At 65.7% G+C, this 17,631-nt stretch carries 17 protein-coding genes, 2 tRNA genes and 1 riboswitch; of the genes, 11 read left to right on the top strand and 8 right to left on the bottom strand.

The genetic code is table 11. From position 1 onward, the window contains the following. Positions 1 to 71: 71 nt before the first annotated feature. Entirely contained in the window at positions 72 to 1,409 is a 1,338-nt protein-coding gene (locus AC6LJY_RS15020) for a DUF3100 domain-containing protein (protein WP_046803252.1), read from the bottom strand. 247 nt (positions 1,410 to 1,656) lie between these two features. Here AC6LJY_RS15020 and AC6LJY_RS15015 point away from each other — a divergent pair, with 247 nt between their 5' ends. The 4 genes from AC6LJY_RS15015 (at position 1,657) to AC6LJY_RS15000 (ending at position 5,371) form a co-directional block, all read left to right on the top strand. Continuing rightward, positions 1,657 to 2,592 (top strand): LysR family transcriptional regulator, encoded by a 936-nt coding sequence (locus AC6LJY_RS15015; protein WP_104141679.1) that lies wholly within the window; start codon positions 1,657 to 1,659, stop codon positions 2,590 to 2,592. Between the two features lie 74 nt (positions 2,593 to 2,666). Then, positions 2,667 to 2,858 (top strand): DUF2970 domain-containing protein, encoded by a 192-nt coding sequence (locus tag AC6LJY_RS15010; protein ID WP_046803250.1) that lies wholly within the window; start codon positions 2,667 to 2,669, stop codon positions 2,856 to 2,858. A 232-nt stretch (positions 2,859 to 3,090) separates the two neighbouring features. Then, the gene (locus tag AC6LJY_RS15005; protein ID WP_498136273.1) at positions 3,091 to 4,833 is read left to right on the top strand and encodes a nitrite/sulfite reductase; all 1,743 of its coding nucleotides are present in this window, start codon (positions 3,091 to 3,093) and stop codon (positions 4,831 to 4,833) included. Then, positions 4,826 to 5,371 (top strand): DUF934 domain-containing protein, encoded by a 546-nt coding sequence (locus AC6LJY_RS15000; RefSeq protein ID WP_498136272.1) that lies wholly within the window; start codon positions 4,826 to 4,828, stop codon positions 5,369 to 5,371. The genes AC6LJY_RS15005 and AC6LJY_RS15000 overlap by 8 nt, the downstream gene beginning before the upstream one ends. Here the strand turns inward: AC6LJY_RS15000 and AC6LJY_RS14995 are convergent. After that, positions 5,319 to 6,137: an IclR family transcriptional regulator gene (locus tag AC6LJY_RS14995; RefSeq protein WP_498136271.1), complete on the bottom strand. Its 819-nt coding sequence runs from the start codon at positions 6,135 to 6,137 to the stop codon at positions 5,319 to 5,321. The two genes, AC6LJY_RS15000 and AC6LJY_RS14995, sit on opposite strands and share 53 nt — an antisense overlap. A 103-nt stretch (positions 6,138 to 6,240) precedes the next feature. Between AC6LJY_RS14995 and AC6LJY_RS14990 the strand changes: the two genes are divergently transcribed. Genes AC6LJY_RS14990 through AC6LJY_RS14975 form a run of 4 tightly spaced genes read left to right on the top strand, consistent with a single transcriptional unit; the run spans position 6,241 to position 10,448 of the window. Continuing rightward, positions 6,241 to 7,233 (top strand): Bug family tripartite tricarboxylate transporter substrate binding protein, encoded by a 993-nt coding sequence (locus AC6LJY_RS14990; protein ID WP_046803246.1) that lies wholly within the window; start codon positions 6,241 to 6,243, stop codon positions 7,231 to 7,233. Between the two features lie 16 nt (positions 7,234 to 7,249). Further along, positions 7,250 to 8,845 carry a class I adenylate-forming enzyme family protein gene (locus tag AC6LJY_RS14985; protein ID WP_498136270.1) on the top strand — a complete coding sequence of 532 codons (1,596 nt, stop codon included), beginning with the start codon at positions 7,250 to 7,252 and terminating at the stop codon, positions 8,843 to 8,845. Next, entirely contained in the window at positions 8,842 to 9,633 is a 792-nt protein-coding gene (locus tag AC6LJY_RS14980) for a citryl-CoA lyase (protein WP_314355383.1), read from the top strand. Before AC6LJY_RS14985 ends, AC6LJY_RS14980 begins: the two co-directional genes overlap by 4 nt. Beyond that, entirely contained in the window at positions 9,630 to 10,448 is an 819-nt protein-coding gene (locus tag AC6LJY_RS14975; protein ID WP_498136269.1) for an SDR family NAD(P)-dependent oxidoreductase, read from the top strand. The genes AC6LJY_RS14980 and AC6LJY_RS14975 overlap by 4 nt, the downstream gene beginning before the upstream one ends. Before the next feature lie 62 nt (positions 10,449 to 10,510). Here AC6LJY_RS14975 and AC6LJY_RS14970 read toward each other — a convergent pair whose 3' ends face one another. Beyond that, the gene (locus AC6LJY_RS14970) at positions 10,511 to 11,305 is read right to left on the bottom strand and encodes a MetQ/NlpA family ABC transporter substrate-binding protein (protein ID WP_120157652.1); all 795 of its coding nucleotides are present in this window, start codon (positions 11,303 to 11,305) and stop codon (positions 10,511 to 10,513) included. Between the two features lie 182 nt (positions 11,306 to 11,487). Between AC6LJY_RS14970 and AC6LJY_RS14965 the strand changes: the two genes are divergently transcribed. Then, positions 11,488 to 12,561, top strand: coding sequence for a tetratricopeptide repeat protein (locus AC6LJY_RS14965; protein WP_498136268.1), 1,074 nt, complete (start codon positions 11,488 to 11,490; stop codon positions 12,559 to 12,561). A gap of 79 nt (positions 12,562 to 12,640) precedes the next feature. Here AC6LJY_RS14965 and AC6LJY_RS14960 read toward each other — a convergent pair whose 3' ends face one another. From AC6LJY_RS14960 to hemA, 5 genes are all read right to left on the bottom strand, one after another. Then, positions 12,641 to 13,204, bottom strand: a complete 564-nt coding sequence (locus AC6LJY_RS14960; RefSeq protein ID WP_046803240.1) for a UbiX family flavin prenyltransferase — start codon at positions 13,202 to 13,204, stop codon at positions 12,641 to 12,643. A 7-nt stretch (positions 13,205 to 13,211) separates the two neighbouring features. After that, on the bottom strand, positions 13,212 to 13,538 hold the full coding sequence (grxD, locus tag AC6LJY_RS14955; RefSeq protein WP_006227137.1) for a Grx4 family monothiol glutaredoxin: 327 nt from the start codon (positions 13,536 to 13,538) through the stop codon (positions 13,212 to 13,214). A 131-nt stretch (positions 13,539 to 13,669) separates the two neighbouring features. After that, positions 13,670 to 14,503 carry a peptide chain release factor N(5)-glutamine methyltransferase gene (gene prmC, locus AC6LJY_RS14950; RefSeq protein WP_046803239.1) on the bottom strand — a complete coding sequence of 278 codons (834 nt, stop codon included), beginning with the start codon at positions 14,501 to 14,503 and terminating at the stop codon, positions 13,670 to 13,672. 10 nt (positions 14,504 to 14,513) lie between these two features. Continuing rightward, the gene (prfA, locus tag AC6LJY_RS14945) at positions 14,514 to 15,596 is read right to left on the bottom strand and encodes a peptide chain release factor 1 (RefSeq protein WP_046803353.1); all 1,083 of its coding nucleotides are present in this window, start codon (positions 15,594 to 15,596) and stop codon (positions 14,514 to 14,516) included. Between the two features lie 84 nt (positions 15,597 to 15,680). Next, on the bottom strand, positions 15,681 to 16,955 hold the full coding sequence (gene hemA, locus AC6LJY_RS14940; RefSeq protein WP_046803238.1) for a glutamyl-tRNA reductase: 1,275 nt from the start codon (positions 16,953 to 16,955) through the stop codon (positions 15,681 to 15,683). A 215-nt stretch (positions 16,956 to 17,170) separates the two neighbouring features. Between hemA and AC6LJY_RS14935 the strand changes: the two genes are divergently transcribed. Together AC6LJY_RS14935 and AC6LJY_RS14930 are read left to right on the top strand one after the other, a co-directional pair. Beyond that, positions 17,171 to 17,246: transfer RNA gene (locus tag AC6LJY_RS14935), tRNA-Phe, on the top strand. Positions 17,247 to 17,332: 86 nt separating this feature from the next. Continuing rightward, positions 17,333 to 17,408: transfer RNA gene (locus tag AC6LJY_RS14930), tRNA-Phe, on the top strand. Positions 17,409 to 17,515: 107 nt separating this feature from the next. After that, positions 17,516 to 17,607, top strand: a riboswitch (TPP riboswitch). Positions 17,608 to 17,631: the final 24 nt, after the last annotated feature.

Below are 17,631 nucleotides of genomic sequence, written 5' to 3'. Positions count from 1 at the left end.
CCTGACAACGTCAGGCGGCTTTTTCATTCGCGTTCAGCGCGGCACCATCGGCGCCGCCCCGCTCGGATCGATCAGTGGAAGAATTCCGCGATCATCGTGGCGCCCATGAAGGTGCCGGCGTTGGCGGCCAGGGACACCACCACGATCTTCCAGCCCAGCTTGCGAAACGCCGGCAGGTCTTTCAGGATCGACAGCCCGGCCATGGCCAGGATCACGGTGGTGAACGGCAGGAAATTCACCTTGCCGACCAGCGCGATGATCTGGTCCGAGTACGGCAGCACGCCCGGGCACCCGGCCGTCATGGCGATCAGCGACAGCACGAACACGGCCGGCAGCTTGGGCACGACACGCAGGATCAGGTCGGTCAGCACCACCAGCAGGATGATGATGCCCATGCCCGGCAACGCGTCCATGAACGGCACGTTGTAGCCCAGGCGGTTGCCCACCAGCGCGAACAGGCCGCAGATGACATAGGCGGTCAGGCGGTCGCCAAAACCCATCTTGGCGTTATGCGCCGGAACGTCTTCCGACACGCTGTCGTCCACAACCGATTCAGACGCCTTGCCGCGCGACCAGCGGCCCAGCACCGGCTCCAGCTTGCCGTACAGGAAGATCGTGGTCGGCAGCGAGATGAACAGCGTGAAGTACACGCCGACCACGGTCGTCAGCAAGTTGGCGGCGGCGGCCAGCGCGGCCACCTGATGCGCCATTTCAGGCGTCTGCTGCGAGGCGATGGCGCCCACGCCCGCGGCCATCATGCTGCCGGAGCCCACGCCGGCGCCCATGGCGAGCGAGCGCGGATCAAAAATGTTCAGGCTGGTGATGAAGCCGGCCATCAGGGCGACGAACAGCGCGCCGATCACCGTGCCGGTGATGTACTCGGCCATCACGCCACGGCCTTCGGGCGAATTCATGCCGTAGCGTTCACCGATGATGGCCAGGCTGGGCTCGCGGCCCACCGAGAACGTGGCGCCGATGGCTTCGCGCTTGATGCCCAGCAGCAACGCCAGCGGCAGGCCGATGGCCATGGTGCCGAAGAAGTGGCCGAATTCCTGGAACACCAGCGCCCAGCCGGCTTCGCGCACCTGCGGCAACGCGCCGCCCACCATCAGGCCCAGCTTGGCCAGGAAGGGCAGCAAGGCGTATTGCAGATAGCCGCTGATGCGGGTCTGCATGGCTTTGTCGATGCCGGCGCCCACGGGCAGCCGCTGGCCGAAAGCCGCCACGATGGCGCCAATGAAGATGGCCCAAAGCATCGGTTGCAGAACGATCTTGCCCGGCCCCACCGAAAACGTGACGCTGCCGATCGCTTCGGAAATACCCACCACCAACAAAATGGCGGCAAGCATTCGAACGCGGGCGGATAGCGACATGGAAGGCGCGGCCAGACTGGCGCTGGCGAGAGACATCGATTTCCCCTGATGAACGTGAGTAGATTTTGTGCGCGTGCCGGGCAAACGCAGCGCTGCGGCAGCAGGCGGAATTTTCGCCGGGGGTCTTTCAGGCAACCATGACACCGCCCGCGCATAAACGTTGCGTAAAATGCAACGCACGGCCTTTTCCTGGGAAAATTTTGCACGGCATCGGTTTCGATACGGGTAAACCCTTAACCGGGACTGTGTATCTGCCGCCGCATCCGCCCGCCTGGAACCCGCCATGGACGAAAAACTCGACGCCCGCCGCACTCACTATTTCATGCAGGTCATGAGCCGGGGCTCGGTGCGTGGCGCCGCCGAAGTGCTGGACATGGACCCGTCCGCCGTCAGCCGCGCCATCGCCGCGCTGGAACGCGACTGCGGCATGGCGCTGTTCGAACGGCGCGGGCGCGGCGTGGTGCCCACCGACGCCGGCCACATCCTGGCCCGCTATGTGAAGCGGCAGCAGAACATCCAGGAAAGCTTCTTCTCTGAAATCGACAGCCTGCGCAAAGCCGAGCGCGGCCATATCGACCTGGTGCTGGGCGAAGGCTTCGTCGAACTGATGTTCGACCGCGTGCTGCCCGGGTACTGGCGCAGCCACCCGGAAGTCACGCTGGACATCGATGTCGCGCGCACGTCCGAGATCGTGCAGCGCATTGTGGACGACCGCGCCTATATAGGATTGGTGTTCCAGCCGCCCAACGACGCGCGGCTGCGCACGCATTATTCGCGGCCCGAACCCATCCGCGCCATCGTCCGGCAGGATCATCCGCTGACCCGGCTGGGCCGCCCCCTGCTGCTGACCGATCTGGCGGATCACCCCGGCGCGTCGATGCAGGAAGGGTTTGGGGTGCGGCAACACATTCAGGCGGCCGAGATCAGTGAACAGGTGCGCTTGCGCAACGTGCTGACGACGTCGTCGTTCAAGGCGCTGTGGCAGTTCGCGGCGGCGGGCATCGGCTACGCGCTGACGCCGCCCATCGCCGTCACGGCCGACATGCGCGCCCAGCGCCTGGCCAGCCTGCCGCTGGCCAACCCCATCCTGAACCAGGGCAGCCTGCACGTGCTGAGCCGCGCCGGCCGCCACATTTCTCCCGCTGCGCGCGAATTGCTGGAACACATCGTGCGCGGCATCGGCACCCCGGCGCCGCCGCCAACTGATACGGTCGCCTGACGCGAATCTGCCTCTGTTTGGCGCGCCCGCCAGCGCCTACAGTGCCAGTTCCCCTCATCCGCCACGAGGCGCATATGCTTAGTTTCCTGCGCACGGTCCGCTCCGTGCTCTGGGGTTTCTTCGGCGTGCGGCGCGGCCGCGGCTACCACGCCGACATCGCCCACAACAAACCCGGCCCGCTGATTGCAACCGGGCTGCTGCTGGCGGCGGTCCTGGTGATCCTGCTGGTCCTGGTCGCGCGCTGGGCAGTAACTGCCGCCTTGTAATAGCGCTGCGCGAAGGGACCCTTTCCTCCCGCAGGGCCGCCCCAAGGGAGGAAACGCCCCCTTGGGGGGCAGAGAGCGCCGAAGGCGCGAAGCGTGGGGGCCTTATTTCCATATTACGAGAATGACTTAGACGCTGCCGTCTGCTGGCTGTTACGGTTATGAATCCCCTTTTCCGACGCTGCGCGCCGGACGCTACAGGGCATAGACCGAGAAGACCACAAGGGCAGTAGACATGTACGTGTATGACCCCGTCGACCAGCAGCTTGTCGAGCAGCGTGTGGCGCAGTTTGCCGATCAGACGCGCCGCTTCCTCGACGGCCAGCTCACCGAAGATGAATTCCGCGTTCTGCGCCTGCAGAACGGCCTGTACATCCAACGCCACGCCCCCATGCTGCGCGTGGCCATTCCCTACGGCATGCTGGCGTCGCGCCAACTACGCACGCTGGCGCACATCGCCCGTAAATGGGATCGCGGATACGGCCACTTCAGCACCCGCCAGAACATACAGTTCAACTGGCCCCGCCTGGAAGACGTGCCGGACATCCTGGCCGAACTGGCCACCGTGCAGATGCACGCCATCCAGACCAGCGGCAACTGTATCCGCAACACCACCACCGACCACTTCGCCGGCGTCGCGCCCGATGAACTTGTCGACCCGTTGGTGTGGTGCGAGATCATCCGCCAGTGGTCCACCCTGCACCCCGAATTCGCCTTCCTGCCGCGCAAGTTCAAGATTGCCGTTAGCGGCGCCGTGCAAGACCGCGCGGCCGTCGGCGTGCACGACATCGGCCTGCAAGCCGTTGAACGCGATGGCACGCTGGGCTTTCGCGTGTGGGTCGGCGGCGGCATGGGCCGCACGCCCATCGTCGGCAAGCTGATCAACCCGTTTGTGGAATGGCAGCACCTGCTGACCTACCTGCAAGCCGCGCTGCGCGTCTATAACCTGCACGGCCGCCGCGACAACAAGTACAAGGCGCGCATCAAGATCCTGGTCAAGGACCTGACGCCCGAGGTCTATGCGCAGCAGGTCGATGAACAGTGGCAGCTGATCAAAGACGGCCCCGACACCATCACCCAGGACTTCGTGGACAGCATCAAGGCCCGCTTCGTGTGGCCGCAATACGATGCCGCCGCCGCGCAAGATGCCGACAACACCGACGCGCTGGCCGCCGGCGACAAGCGCTTTGCGCGCTGGCTGCGCACCAACGTGCACGCGCACAAGGTCGCGGGCTACGCCGCCGTCACCGTCTCACTGAAACCCACCGGCGTGCCGCCCGGCGACATCACCGCCGACCAGATGGACGCCGTGGCCGACCTGGCCGATGCCTATGGCTACGGCGAATTGCGCGTCTCGCACGAACAGAACCTGATTCTGGCCGACGTGCGCCGCGCCCGCCTGCACGAGCTCTGGCAGAAGCTGGAAGCGCTGAACCTGGCCACGCCCAACGTCGGCCTGTTGACCAACATCATCGCCTGTCCGGGCGGCGACTTCTGCGCGCTGGCCAACGCCGTGTCCATCCCCGTGGCCGAAGCCATCCAACGCCAATTCGACGACCTGGACTACCTGTTCGAAATCGGCGAACTGGACCTGAACATCTCCGGCTGCATCAATTCCTGTGGTCACCACCACGTGGGCCACATCGGCATCCTGGGTGTCGATAAGGCCGGCGAAGAGTGGTATCAGGTCACGCTGGGTGGCCGCCAGAACGGCGCCGCCAAGCCCCTGCCCGACCTGGAATCCACGCGCGGCGGCGGCGCTGCCGTGGGCCGCATCATCGGCCCCTCGTTCGCACGCGAACAGGTGCCCGGCGTTGTCGACCGCCTGATCCGCACCTACCTGGGCTTGCGCGACAGCGAAACCGAACGCTTCATCGACGTGGTGGACCGCGTCGGCATCGACCCCTTCAAGCAGGACGTCTACGCCGATCCCGCCTTCGCCAAACCCGTACAAAGCGCCGAACCCGCCCATGCCTGACCTCTACGCCCACGACGCCCCCGGCCCGCACCTGATCCGCGACGGCCGCCTGCAAGCCGACACGGCGCGCCCGTTCGTGCCCGAACCCGAAGTGGCCGCCGAGGGCCAGGTGCCCACGGACGAGCCCGGCTGGATCGTGCCGCTTTCCATCTGGAAAACCTCGCGCGCCACCTTGCGCCGCCACAAGCATCCCGTGGCCGTGCTGCTGGAACCCGACGCCGACCTGCGTGACCTGGCTGAGCCCGACGGCACGCTGGACCCCGCCGGCATCGCCTTCATCGCCGTGGACTTTCCCAACTACACCGACGGCCGTGGCTATTCGCTGGCGCAGCTGCTGCGCACGCAATACCACTGGACGGGCGAACTGCGCGCGGTGGGCGACGTGATGATCGACACCATCCACTACCAGGCGCGCGTCGGCTTCACCAGCTTTCTGGTCAAGCCGGGCCACGACCCCAAAAAGGCGCTGGACGCCTTCAATACGTTCACGGTGCACTACCAGAAGACGTATCGCGCGCCGACCCCGGCCGCGGCTTGACGTCGTCTTGCGCCAGCTGGCCGCGGATCAGTTCCGCGATGCTGCGCTGGCGCGGCGCCTGCATCCGGTCGATCAGGCTGGATACGCTGACCGCCAGACGCGGATAACCGTTGGCGTCGCACACGGCGACGCCAACGCCCAGCACGCCGGGCACCGCCGCGTTGCCCACCACCGACCAGCCCCGGTCGCGCGTGTTCTCAACCAGCCGCCGCATCTGCACACCGGTCATGCCGCCATAGGCGCGCAAGGCCTTTTCGTTCTGCGTCACCACTTCATCGGCCTCGGCCGGCGGCAATGCCGCCAGCAACGCCAGGCCGGCCGCGCCCACGCCCAATGGCTGGCGGTGCCCCACCGTTACCGCCAATACCTGCACCGGGTAATTGCCCACTTCGCGATGCAGGCATAGCGAATCGTTTGCCGCGCGGCAAATCAGAAAGGCGGAATCCCCCGTCACGTCGCTGATCTGGCGCAGCACCGGCCGCAGGCCGCGCACGGCCTGCGCGTGCGGGTCGCCCGCCATCATCACGCCCAGTTCCGCGATGCGCCAGCGCGGCGCCTCGGACTCGCGCAGGGCATAGCCTTCCTGCACCAGCACTTCCAGGTAGCGATACGCGGTAGAGCGCTGCATACCCGCCGCGCGAGCAATGTCGGTGACGTGCATGCCGCCCGCCCCCGCTTGCCGCAACACCCCCAGCACCCGCAGGCCCCGGCGCAAGACCACGGGCCCCGAGGACTGCGATTCCGACTCCAATTCCGCTTTGTTCATATTTTGGACACCCTGCGTTGCTGACGCTTCCATCAAAGCCCAATATCAAAACGGGCAGACGAAGATCTGTCCAAATATTAGACAAAACAGGACGGAGACATTCATGAAGACTGCATACACAAGGCGGCTGGCCGCCTTTGCGCTGACCCTGGGCAGCGCGCTGGTCGCCGGCGCCCCTGCCCTGGCGGCCAAGCCCTACCCCGATCGCCCCGTAACGCTGGTGGTGGGCTACGCGGCGGGCGGCGCCACCGATATCGTCGCGCGCTTGATGGCCAAGTCGCTGTCCGAGGCGCTGGGCCAGACTTTCGTCGTGGAAAACAAGACGGGCGCCAACAGCAACATCGGCGCCGAGATCGTGTCGCGCGCCACCCCGGACGGCTACACGCTGTACGTGGGTTCCATCGCCAACACGATCAACCGCAGCCTGTACAGCCAGCTGAACTACGACTTCATCAAGGACTTCAAGCCCGTCGGCCTGGTCGCGACCATTCCGAACATTCTGGTGGTCAACCCCAAGGTGCCGGTCAAGACGGTGCAGGAATACATCGCCTATGCCCGCGCGCATCCGGGCAAGCTGACCTGCGCCTCGTCGGGCAGCGGCTCGTCCATCCACCTGTCTTGCGAGCTGTTCAAGATGGAAACGGGCACCGACATCCTGCACGTGCCGTATCGCGGCAGCGGTCCGGCCGTGGCCGACCTGTTGGGCGGCCAGGTCGATTCCATGTTCGACAACCTGCCCTCGTCGTTGCCGCACGTGCAGGCCGGCAAGCTGCGCGCCATTGGCGTGACATCGCCGCAGCGCCTGCCCGCCACGCCGGACGTGCCCACGCTGGCTGAATCCGGGTTGCCGGGCTTTGACGTGGAATCGTGGTTTGGCCTGGTCGCGCCCGCCGGCACGCCGCAACCCGTCATCGCGCGCCTGAACGAAGCGCTGAACCAGGCACTGGCCAGCCCCGCCTTGCAGGCGTCCTACAAGCAGGCCGGCTTCTACGCGCCGACCACGCCCAACACGCCGGAGACCTTCGCCAAGAAGATCGACAGCGAAATCGACAAATGGGCCGCCGTCGTCAAACGCGCCGACATCAAGGCCAACTAGTTTTCAGGAGCACAGGGTGTACCCGATCGATTTCTTTTTCCGCGCGGCCGAGCAGTATCCCGAACGCATTGCGCTGGACGGCCCCGAAGGGGCGGTGAGCTACGCCGAACTGGCAGCCCGTACCCGCGCCCTGGCGGCCGCGTTGCAAGACCTGGACCCCGAACCGCAAACGCGCGTGGCCCTGTGCGCGGGAAATTCCGCGCGGCACATCCTGGCGCTGCTGGCCGTGCTGGCCAGCGGAAAGATCTGGGTCCCGCTTAACTATCGCAGCACCGCGCGCGAGATCGGGCGCATCCTGGATGCGACCACGCCGTCCATCGTCATCGTGGACGCCACCGGCGACCCGCTGGCGCCGTGGGCGGACGGCGCCCGCATCCACCTTGACGATGCGGACGGGGACGGAGACGGGGACGCTGACAGGGGCACAGCCACGGACGCTGATACCTCCACTGGCAGCGGCAAGGGCACGAGCACCCGCACCGGTGCAAACCTGCGCCTGAACGCGCTGCTGCGTCAGTACGCCGGACACGAGCCCACGCGCCACGCGCTGTCCCGTGACGCCACGCAGGCCATCAAGTTCACGGGTGGCACCACCGGGCTGCCCAAGGGCGTCATGCAACCGTACCGCGCGTGGAACGCCGGCATCATCAACCAGATCGCCAGCTGGCAGCTGACGTGCGAGGACCGCTACGTGGTGTCCGCGCCCATCACCCACGGCACCGGCACCTACATGCTGCCCATACTGGCCTGCGGCGGCGCGCACCTGCTGCTGGACAGCGTGACCCCGGCCACCATCACCGCCGCCTTTCGCGAGCGCGGCGGCACGCTCAGCTTCATGCCGCCCACGCTGATCTACATGATCATGGCGCAGGACGGCGTGTCGCGCGCCGACTTTCCCAAGCTGCGCAACCTGATCTACGGCGGCGCGCCGATGCCGCCGGAAAAAATAGACCGCGCGCGCGACTTCTTTGGCCCCGTGCTGGGCACCACCTATGGCCAGACTGAAGCGCCGCAAATCGCCACCGTGCTGCGCCCGTCGGACTTGAACGATCCGCGCAACCGCGCTTCGGTCGGGCGGGCGACGTGGCTGTCCGACGTGGCCATCATGGCGCCCGACGGCACGCTGTTGCCGCGCGGTGAAATCGGCGAAGTCGTGGTGCAGGGCGACCTGACGATGACAGGCTACTGGCGCCTGCCCGAGAAAACCGCCGAAACGCTGGTGGACGGCTGGCTGCACACCGGCGACACGGGCCTGATCGACGCACGCGGCTATCTGTTCCTGAAAGACCGGCTGCGCGACGTCATCATCACCGGCGGCTTCAACGTGTACCCGGTCGATGTCGAGAACGCGCTGTCGTCACACCCGGCCGTGTACGAATGCTCGGTGTTCGGCCTGCCCGACGACAAATGGGGCGAAGCCGTGCACGCCGCCGTGCAGTTCCACCCTGGCGCGCAGGCAAATGCCGACGCGCTGAAGGCGCATGTGCGCGCACTGTTGGGGCCGGTCGCCACGCCCAAGCAGTTCCATATCCACGACAGCCTGCCGCGCTCCAGCGTGGGCAAGGTCCTGAAGAATGCCGTGCGCGACGCCGCACAAAAGGAGACGCCATGAACCAACCCGAAACCCGCCTTTGCGCCCATCATCTGACCGGCATGTCGTACCGCGACGTCGATCTGGTTGACGGCCTGATCGGCAAGAAGACCTTTACCGAAGTCATGATCATGCAGATCCTGGGCCGCGACGCGCGCCCGGTGGACATGCGCATCGTGGACGCGGTGCTGGTCACGTTGATGGAACACGGCATGACGCCCAGCGCCATCGCCACGCGCCTGATCTACATGAGCGCCCCCGAAAACCTGCAAGGCGCCGTCGCGTCCGGCTTGATGGCGGTGGGCAGCCAATTCGTGGGCACCATGGAAAATTGCTCGCGCCTGCTGGACCGTATCAAGCAGGCGGCGGACGGCCGTGCCGAAGCGCTGGCCATCGCGCGCGAATTCCGCGAACAGCGCCAGGCGCTGCCCGGCTTTGGCCACCATCTGCACAAGCCCGACGACCCGCGTTCCATCAAGCTGCTGGCGCTGGCCGAGGCCGAGCCGGACCTGGAGGGCGCGTCGCTGAACGCGTTGCGCCTGCTGGCCGCCGCCGTGGACGAGACCTATGGCAAGCACATCACCATCAACGCCACCGGCGCGGTGGCCGCGTTGCTTAGCGAAATCGGCGTACCCACGAACCTGATGCGCGGCTTTGCCGTGATCTCGCGCGCGGCCGGCCTGGTGTCGCACGTGGCCGAAGAACAGCAAAGCCCATCGGGCCGCTACATCTGGGAAACCATCGACCACGCCATTCCTTACGTCGGCAAGGGCAAGACGCATCAGCAAGAGGACGGAGGACCGGCATGACGGCGGCGCAGGGCACCGATACCCGGCTGGCGGGCAAGGTCGCGCTGGTAGCCGGCGCCGGCGCGTCCGCCAGCGGCTGGAGCATCGGCCGCGCCAGCTGCGTGACGATGGCGCGGCAAGGCGCCGCCATCGTGGCGCTGGACGTGGACCTGGCGGCCGCGCAAGACGCCGCCCATGAAGTCGAAAAAATTGGCGGCAGCGCCTTGGCGGTGCAGGCCGACGTGGCAGACCCCGACGCCATGCAAGCGGCGGTGGACGCCGCGCTGCGCCGCTACGGCCGCATCGATATCCTGCAAGCCAACGCGGGCATCGGCAAGGTGGGCGGGCCGGAAGATATTTCGCTGCAAGACTGGGACCGCATCCAGCAGGTAAACGTGACCAGCCTGCTGATCGCCACGCGCCTGCTGGCGCCCGTGATGCGGCAACAGGGCGGCGGCGCCATCGTCACGGTGTCGTCCATTGCTGGCATCCGGTACACGGGTTACCCACACCTGGCCTACAGCGTCAGCAAGGCTGCCGTCATCCACTTTGCGCGCATGGCGGCGCAGCAATATGCCGCTGACGGCATCCGCGTGAATACCGTGATCCCCGGGCTGATCGATACCCCGCGCGTGGCGCAGAACGTGGCGCGCATGTTCGACCCCGACAACCTGCAAGCCGCGCTGGCCGCGCGCGACAAGCAGGTGCCCATGGGCCGCATGGGCACGCCCTGGGAGGTGGCGAAAGCGGTGGCGTTCCTGGCGTCGGACGATGCGTCGTACATCACCGGCACCGAGCTGGTCGTGGACGGCGGGCTGACGGGCAAGTACGCCTGATCGTCAGGCGCCAGACTCAGGCGCTACGCCTGATCGTCAGGCGCCAGACGCGGGCGCGACGCTTACCAGGACGTGGAGTACGCCCCCGGGAACTGCTTGGCCACAAACGCCTTCACCTCGTCCGACTGGTACGCCTTGATGAAGCGGGCAATGCGCGGGTCGTTCTTGTTGTCTTCACGCGCGGCGATCACCACGGCGGCAAAGGGCGCGTCCTTGCTTTCCAGCGCCAGCGCATCCTTGGCGGGCGACAGGCCCGCCGGGATGGCGTAGGCCGAGTTGACCGCCGCCGCGTCCACGTCCGACAGCGAATGCGGCAACTGCGCCGCTTCGATCTCTATGAACTTCAGCTGCTTGGGGTTTTCAACGATGTCGAACAACGACGCCGTCACCGTCACGCCGTCCTTGAGCTTGATGAGCTTGGCCGCCTGCAACACCAGCAGCGCGCGGGCGCCGTTGGTGGGGTCATTGGGTATCGCCACCTTGCCGCCTTGCGGCAGGTCGTCCAGCGACTTCAGGCGCTTGGAGTAGATGCCCATCTGCTGCACCACGGCAGTGGCCACCGGCACCAGCTTGTAGCCACGCGCCTTGTTCTGCGAGTCCAGAAAAGGCTTGTGCTGATAGATGTTCAGGTCCAGTTCCCGGGCGTCCAGCGCGGCGTTGGGCTGGATGAAATCGCTGAATTCGATCAGCTTCACTTTCAGGCCCTGCTTGGCCGCCACCTGCTGCACCACTTCGCCGATCTGCGCGTGCGGACCCACGGTGACGCCGACCTTCAGTTCGGCGTCCTGCGCCATGGCTTGGGTGCCGGCAAATCCGAGCACAACGGCGAATACGGCGAGGGAATGGCGAAGGCGCATAGGGCGCATAGGGATCTCTGAAAGTAGAAAGAATGAGCCGCGATTCTATGCAGCGTCCTACAAAACCGGAAGCGATGAATATTCATATTGATATGCGCGAAATCGTATAAAGCGCCGCGCCATGACAAGCCCGCGTCATGCGGACACAATAGCGGCTGCCATCAATCATCCGCATTCACGCCATGCCCACATCCGCCGAACTACACCCGCACGCGCGCTCCTTGCTTGCCGACCACTACCAAGCCATCGATGCGGACCTGCCCGCGTTGCTGGACCTGCTGTTCGCCCGCAGCGCCGGTGAAGACTGGCACAAGGCCGGCACCTTCAAGCACCATCTGCTGGGCGTGTACCGCACGCTGGCGCTGTGGAACCAGCCGCGCGAAGTGCGCATGCTGGGCTTGTTCCACAGCGTGTACGGCAACGAATACGTGGACCTGACCTTGTTCGACCGCGAGCGCGAACGCGAGACGTTGCGCAACGTGCTGGGCGACGAAGCCGAGGAATGGGTCAGCCTGTTCTGCGCCATGCCTCGCACGAAGTTCGTGCAGGCCGTGCTGGCGGGCCAAGGCACGGGCAGTGCGGGCATGACGCTTGAAGGCACCGATGGCCAGGTGTTTACGTTGACGCCGCGCCAGGTCGCCGCGTTCATCGTCGTGTCCGCCGCCGACATCGGCGAACAATGGCACAGCTGGCAAGACGAAATCTTCGCCGGGTATCCGCAGCAGCAGCGGCGTGATCTGAAAACCAACTGGGCATCGTCGTTGTGGCCCGGCCCACTGAAGCCGCCGTCAAATATCCTGTCGATGCTGTCGCACTTGCTGGCGCCCTTGTCCGGCATGCCGGCCGATACCGGCATCCCCGTCCCGCCGGCGTTCGACGCGTGCCGCGCCACGCTCAGCCCGCGCGACGAAGCCGCCGCCAGCGCGCTGTATTGGCAGGTCATCACGCGCATGCACCCGCTGACGGAAATGGATAGCGCGCGCCATCTTCTGGAAGCCGCCGTGGCGCATAACCCGTGGGTGGGCGAACCGCGTTTGCTGCTGGCGCAACTGGCGCTGACCTCGGGCGATTTCGACGCGGCCAAAACGCATGCGGCAGCTGGCTTGGCGGCTTTGCAGGCCTGGGGCACGGCGTGGGACAAGCGCATTGAATGGGCGGGCTGGATGGCCTGGGCGCGCATCGAATTGCAAAACGCCCGCGCGCGTCAATGGCCGGAAAATCTGGCAGCGCTTAATGGCTTGGGGCTGGTGGAGTAAGCCCGGGCCGCCGCCAGCATGCAAACAGCCCCGCAGGCGGGGCTGTTTCATTTCACGCGGCACACCGGCAGCGGCCTGGCTACTTCATGCCTTCCCAATGCGGGCCGGGCACGATGATGTCGAACAATTCCAGCACGCGCGCTACGGTGTGATCCACCATTTCTTCAATGGACGACGGGCGGTGATAGAAGGCCGGCAGCGGCGGAAACACGATGCCGCCCATTTCGGTTACGGCGGTCATATTGCGCAGGTGCGCCAGGTTGAACGGCGTTTCGCGCACCAGCATCACCAGGCGCCGGCGTTCCTTCAAGGTGACGTCGGCCGCGCGTGTGATGAGGTTGTCGGACAGGCCATGGGCCACCGCCGCCAACGTGCGCATCGAACACGGCACGATCACCATGCCGGCGGTCTGGAATGCGCCGCTGGCAAGCGTGGCGCCCACATCGCGCACCGAATGCACGTGGTCGGCCAGCGCGTAGACGTCGTGGCGGCTGACATCAAGCTCGTGCTTGATGTTCAGCACACCCGAGGCGGACACCACCAGATGCGTCTCGACATCATCCACGCCGCGCAAGGCTTGCAGCATGCGCACCGCGTACAACGCGCCCGTGGCGCCGGTGATGCCGATAACAAGCCGCCGCATCGCGGCGTTAAGCCGTGGCGCCGGATTGCTCCAGCAGCGTCTTCAGTTCGCCGGATTCATTCATCTCGTTCATGATGTCCGAGCCGCCGATGAATTCGCCGGCCACGTACAGCTGGGGAATGGTGGGCCAGCTGGAGAATTCCTTGATGCCCTGGCGGACTTCGTCGTCTTCCAGCACGTTGACGGTGACCAGCTTCTTCACGCCACAGCCCTTCAGGATTTGAATGGCCTTGCCGGAAAAGCCGCACTGCGGGAATTGGGCGGTGCCCTTCATGAACAGCACAACGGGGTGCTGGGTCACGGTTTCGCGGATGAATTCTTGAACGTCGCTCATGGTGGTCTCTTGGACAGGCATAACGGAATACGCCAATTATAGGTACAGCGGAAAAATCCGCCCGAAATCCCCGGAAGCGGGTCAGGCCAAACGCGTTTTCCGCGCCAAACTCTTGTAACAGACGGCCCGGGTCAACCGCGCGCGGCAGGCCGGCGTCCGCCGGAAATTCGTTCGATGCCGGCCAGGTCGTGGCGGCTGTGCACATTCTCGAACCCGGCATCGGCCAGCAAGCCGCGTACCGCCTGCGCCTGGTCCCAGCCGTGTTCCAGCCACAGCGCGCCCCCCGGCCTCAGGTGCTGGGCGGCGCCCGTCACGATGCGGCTCAAGTCTTGCAGCCCGCTCGCGCCGTCGGTCAGCGCACCGCGAGGTTCAAAGCGCAGATCGCCCTGGTCCAGATGCGGGTCGTTGCTGGCCACATAGGGCGGGTTGGACACGATCAGATCGAAACCCTCGCCGGCCGGCACCGCATCGAACCAGCTGCCTTCCACGAAACGCACCGATGCGGTCAGATCCCACGCGTTGGCCGCCGCCACCTTCAGCGCGGCGGCGCTGACGTCGGACGCCATCACGCGCGCATCGCGTCGGGCCAGGGCGATGGAGATCGCAATGGCGCCGCTGCCCGTGCCCAGGTCCAGCACGGCAGGCCCGGCGATACCCGCCACGCACTCCAGCGCGGTTTCCACCAGCACTTCGGTGTCGGGACGGGGAATCAGCACGTCGGGCGTCACGGTGAATCGGTGACCCATGAATTCGCGGTGGCCCAGCAGGTACGCCATCGGCTCGCCCGCCAACCGGCGCGCCAGCAGCGCGTTGAAGGCGGCGGCAACGTCGGGGTCCAGCGGGTCGGTGTCGTGCGCCAGCAGCCATGCGCGCGGCTTTTGCAGCACGTGCTCAAGCAGCATCCGCACTTCCAGGCGCGGCAGGCGGGTGTCGAGCAGCAGGCTTTTGAGCTGGGGCGTCGTCATCGCGCGCGCGTCAGAGGTCGTCGCCCAGCGCCGCCAACTGCTCGGCCTGATGCTCGGCGATCAGCGCGCCGGTCAGTTCTTCCAGGTCGCCTTCCATGATCTGCTGCAACTTGTACAGCGTCAGGTTGATGCGGTGGTCCGTCACGCGGCCCTGCGGAAAGTTATAGGTGCGGATGCGCTCGGAGCGGTCGCCCGTGCCGATCAGGCTCTTGCGCTCGGCGGCTTCCTTGCTTTGGCGCTCGCGCGTTTCCTTGTCTTTCAGGCGCGCGGCCAGCACCTGCATGGCCTTGTCCTTGTTGCGGTGCTGCGAGCGGTCATCCTGGCATTCCACCACCAGGCCGGTCGGCAAGTGGGTGATGCGCACCGCTGAATCGGTCTTGTTGATGTGCTGGCCGCCCGCGCCGCTGGCGCGGAACGTGTCGATGCGCAGGTCGTTGGCGTTGATGACGATTTCCGACATCTCGTCGGCTTCCGCCATCACGGCCACGGTGCAGGCCGACGTGTGGATGCGGCCTTGCGCTTCGGTGGCCGGCACGCGCTGCACGCGGTGTGCGCCGGATTCGAACTTCAGGCGGCCGTAGGCGCCGTCGCCATCAATGCGCGCGATCACTTCCTTGTAGCCGCCCAGCTCCGAGGCGCTTTCCGACATCAGCTCGACGCGCCAGCCGCGCGCTTCCGCATAGCGGGTGTACATGCGCAGCAGGTCGCCCGAGAACAACGCGCTTTCGTCGCCGCCCGTGCCGGCGCGGATTTCCAGGAACACGCTGCGCCCGTCGTTGGGGTCGCGCGGCAGCAGCAAGAGCTGCAATGCGCTTTCCAGGCTTTCCAGCTTGCCTCGGCCCGACTTGATCTCGTCTTCGGCCATGGCCTTCATGTCGGGGTCGGACAGCATTTCCTGCGCCGTCGCCAGGTCTTCTTCAGTGCGGGCAAATGCGGTGAACGCGTCGACCACGGGTTCCAGCTCGGCGCGTTCGCGCGAGAGCTTGCGAAAACGGTCCATATCGGACGCGGTTTCCGGTTGGGCCAGCAACGCGTCCACCTCGGTCAGGCGGTTACACAGATGCTCCAGCCGGCTGCGCATGGAAGATTTCATGGGGGAATGACCAAAGAAAAAACGGGAATAGCGGGCGCCCACAAGACGAACGCCCGCCAGGAGGCGGGGCGTGGGGCAGATTCGCTAACGGCGGGAATCGCGGCCGGGAAACAGGCGCGGCATCCAGGCAAGCAGTTGCTTGCGGTCGTCGCCTTCACTGCGGTTCAAGGCCGCCAGCGGGCCGTGCAGGTATTTTTGCGTCAGCCCGTGCGCCAGCTGTTCCAGCACGGCTTCGGGCGATTCGCCACGCGCCAGGAGGCGGCGCGCGCGTTCCAGTTCAGCGGCGCGGACGTCTTCGGCGGCCTGGTGCAGGTCGCGGATAACGGGCACCACTTCACGGGACTGCATCCAGTGCATGAAGCCCTGGACGCGGGTTTCGATAATGGCTTCGGCCTGCACCACGGCAGCGCGGCGCGCGTCGGTGCCGGTCTGCACCAGCCGGCCCAGGTCGTCCACCGAATACAGATAGACGTCGTCCAGGCGGCCGACTTCGGGCTCGATGTCGCGCGGCACGGCCAGGTCGATCATGACCATGGGGCGGTGGCGGCGCAGGCGCGTAGCCCGTTCCACCATCCCCAGGCCGAGGATGGGCAGGGAGCTTGCCGTACAGGAAACGATGACGTCGAACTCGGACAGGCGATCCGTCAGGTCGGACAGCTTCATGGTGCTGGCCGAAAAACGGTTGGCCAGGATTTCGGCGCGCTCGGCCGTGCGGTTGGCCACCACCATGCTGCGCGGGCGTTGCGCGGCGAAGTGGGTGGCACACAGTTCAATCATTTCGCCCGCGCCGATGAACAGCGTGCGGGCCTGGTCCAGGTTGCCGAACACGCGCTCGGCCAGGCGGACGGCGGCGGCGGCCATGGACACCGACTGTGCGCCAATGGCGGTCTGCGACCGCACTTCCTTGGCCACCGAGAACGTACGCTGGAACATCTGGTGCAGCAAGGTGCCCAGCGACCCGGCTTCGCCGGCGGCGCGCACGGCGTCTTTCATCTGCCCCACGATCTGGGTTTCACCCAGCACCATGGAGTCCAGCCCGCTGGCCACGCGGAAAGCGTGACGGACGGCGTCGTCTTGATGATGGCGGTACAGGTGCGGGCGCAGCGTGCCGGCGTCCAGGCGGTTATGTTCAGCCAGCCAGGCGGGCAATTGATCAGCGACGTGACCGTCGGCCGCGCAATAGATTTCGGTGCGATTACAGGTGGACAGGATGGCGGCTTCACGGACGGAACCGCCGAATGCCGAACGCAGACCTTCCAGTGCAGGCTTGACCAGATCGACGGGCATGGACACGCGTTCGCGAACCGAAACCGGCGCGGACGTGTGGTTCAGACCGAAGGCAAGGACAGCGACCGACATGTGGATGCGTAAAGAACTGCCACGAAAATGACTGAAAGATTATACCCCTGCGGGTTATCCCCAGGCCATTTGCGCCCACTTCCGCGACCCTGCGTCGCACCTTCCGTTCCATTCACCCAACAGTCGGCAGGCGCGACGGGGCGAAAAATAGTTGGCGGATCCGCCCCTACGGCTGGCGTGGGCAAAAAAAATTGTGTATAGTTGCGGACTTCGTTGGCCTGGTAGCTCAGTCGGTAGAGCAGAGGATTGAAAATCCTTGTGTCGGTGGTTCGATTCCGCCCCAGGCCACCAAAAGAATTATTGGGATTGCGATAGCAATATCAAGTCCCAAAAAAAGCCCAGCCGCCGCGCTGGGCTTTTTGCACCGTGTACGTGTTGGCCTGGTAGCTCAGTCGGTAGAGCAGAGGATTGAAAATCCTTGTGTCGGTGGTTCGATTCCGCCCCAGGCCACCAAAGATTCAAGCTTTGAGCCCCGCCGGTATTCACTACTGCGGGGCTTTTTGCTTTGATTTGTCAATTGGATTCGACCTAAGCGGCGAACCCTAGAGCGGGTTAACATTGCCTTCGCTCCGGGGTGCACGCCAGTGCTGAGATTCAGACCCGCGAACTTGACCCGGTTCATGCCGGCGTAAGAAGAGCAATCGTCCGACCCTGCCGCGCCCTTGCGCCGCTTGCG

This window comes from Achromobacter sp. RT286_PF (genome assembly GCF_059760425.1).
This window is presented reverse-complemented; position numbering and strand designations above follow the sequence as displayed.

Coding starts and splice junctions, on each gene's coding strand:
- AC6LJY_RS15020 (WP_046803252.1), bottom strand. CDS start 1,409: ATGTCTCTCGCCAGCGCCAGTCTGGCCGCGCCTTCCATGTCGCTATCC.
- AC6LJY_RS15015 (WP_104141679.1), top strand. CDS start 1,657: ATGGACGAAAAACTCGACGCCCGCCGCACTCACTATTTCATGCAGGTC.
- AC6LJY_RS15010 (WP_046803250.1), top strand. CDS start 2,667: ATGCTTAGTTTCCTGCGCACGGTCCGCTCCGTGCTCTGGGGTTTCTTC.
- AC6LJY_RS15005 (WP_498136273.1), top strand. CDS start 3,091: ATGTACGTGTATGACCCCGTCGACCAGCAGCTTGTCGAGCAGCGTGTG.
- AC6LJY_RS15000 (WP_498136272.1), top strand. CDS start 4,826: ATGCCTGACCTCTACGCCCACGACGCCCCCGGCCCGCACCTGATCCGC.
- AC6LJY_RS14995 (WP_498136271.1), bottom strand. CDS start 6,137: ATGAACAAAGCGGAATTGGAGTCGGAATCGCAGTCCTCGGGGCCCGTG.
- AC6LJY_RS14990 (WP_046803246.1), top strand. CDS start 6,241: ATGAAGACTGCATACACAAGGCGGCTGGCCGCCTTTGCGCTGACCCTG.
- AC6LJY_RS14980 (WP_314355383.1), top strand. CDS start 8,842: ATGAACCAACCCGAAACCCGCCTTTGCGCCCATCATCTGACCGGCATG.
- AC6LJY_RS14975 (WP_498136269.1), top strand. CDS start 9,630: ATGACGGCGGCGCAGGGCACCGATACCCGGCTGGCGGGCAAGGTCGCG.
- AC6LJY_RS14970 (WP_120157652.1), bottom strand. CDS start 11,305: ATGCGCCTTCGCCATTCCCTCGCCGTATTCGCCGTTGTGCTCGGATTT.
- AC6LJY_RS14965 (WP_498136268.1), top strand. CDS start 11,488: ATGCCCACATCCGCCGAACTACACCCGCACGCGCGCTCCTTGCTTGCC.
- AC6LJY_RS14960 (WP_046803240.1), bottom strand. CDS start 13,204: ATGCGGCGGCTTGTTATCGGCATCACCGGCGCCACGGGCGCGTTGTAC.
- grxD (WP_006227137.1), bottom strand. CDS start 13,538: ATGAGCGACGTTCAAGAATTCATCCGCGAAACCGTGACCCAGCACCCC.
- prmC (WP_046803239.1), bottom strand. CDS start 14,503: ATGACGACGCCCCAGCTCAAAAGCCTGCTGCTCGACACCCGCCTGCCG.
- prfA (WP_046803353.1), bottom strand. CDS start 15,596: ATGAAATCTTCCATGCGCAGCCGGCTGGAGCATCTGTGTAACCGCCTG.
- hemA (WP_046803238.1), bottom strand. CDS start 16,955: ATGTCGGTCGCTGTCCTTGCCTTCGGTCTGAACCACACGTCCGCGCCG.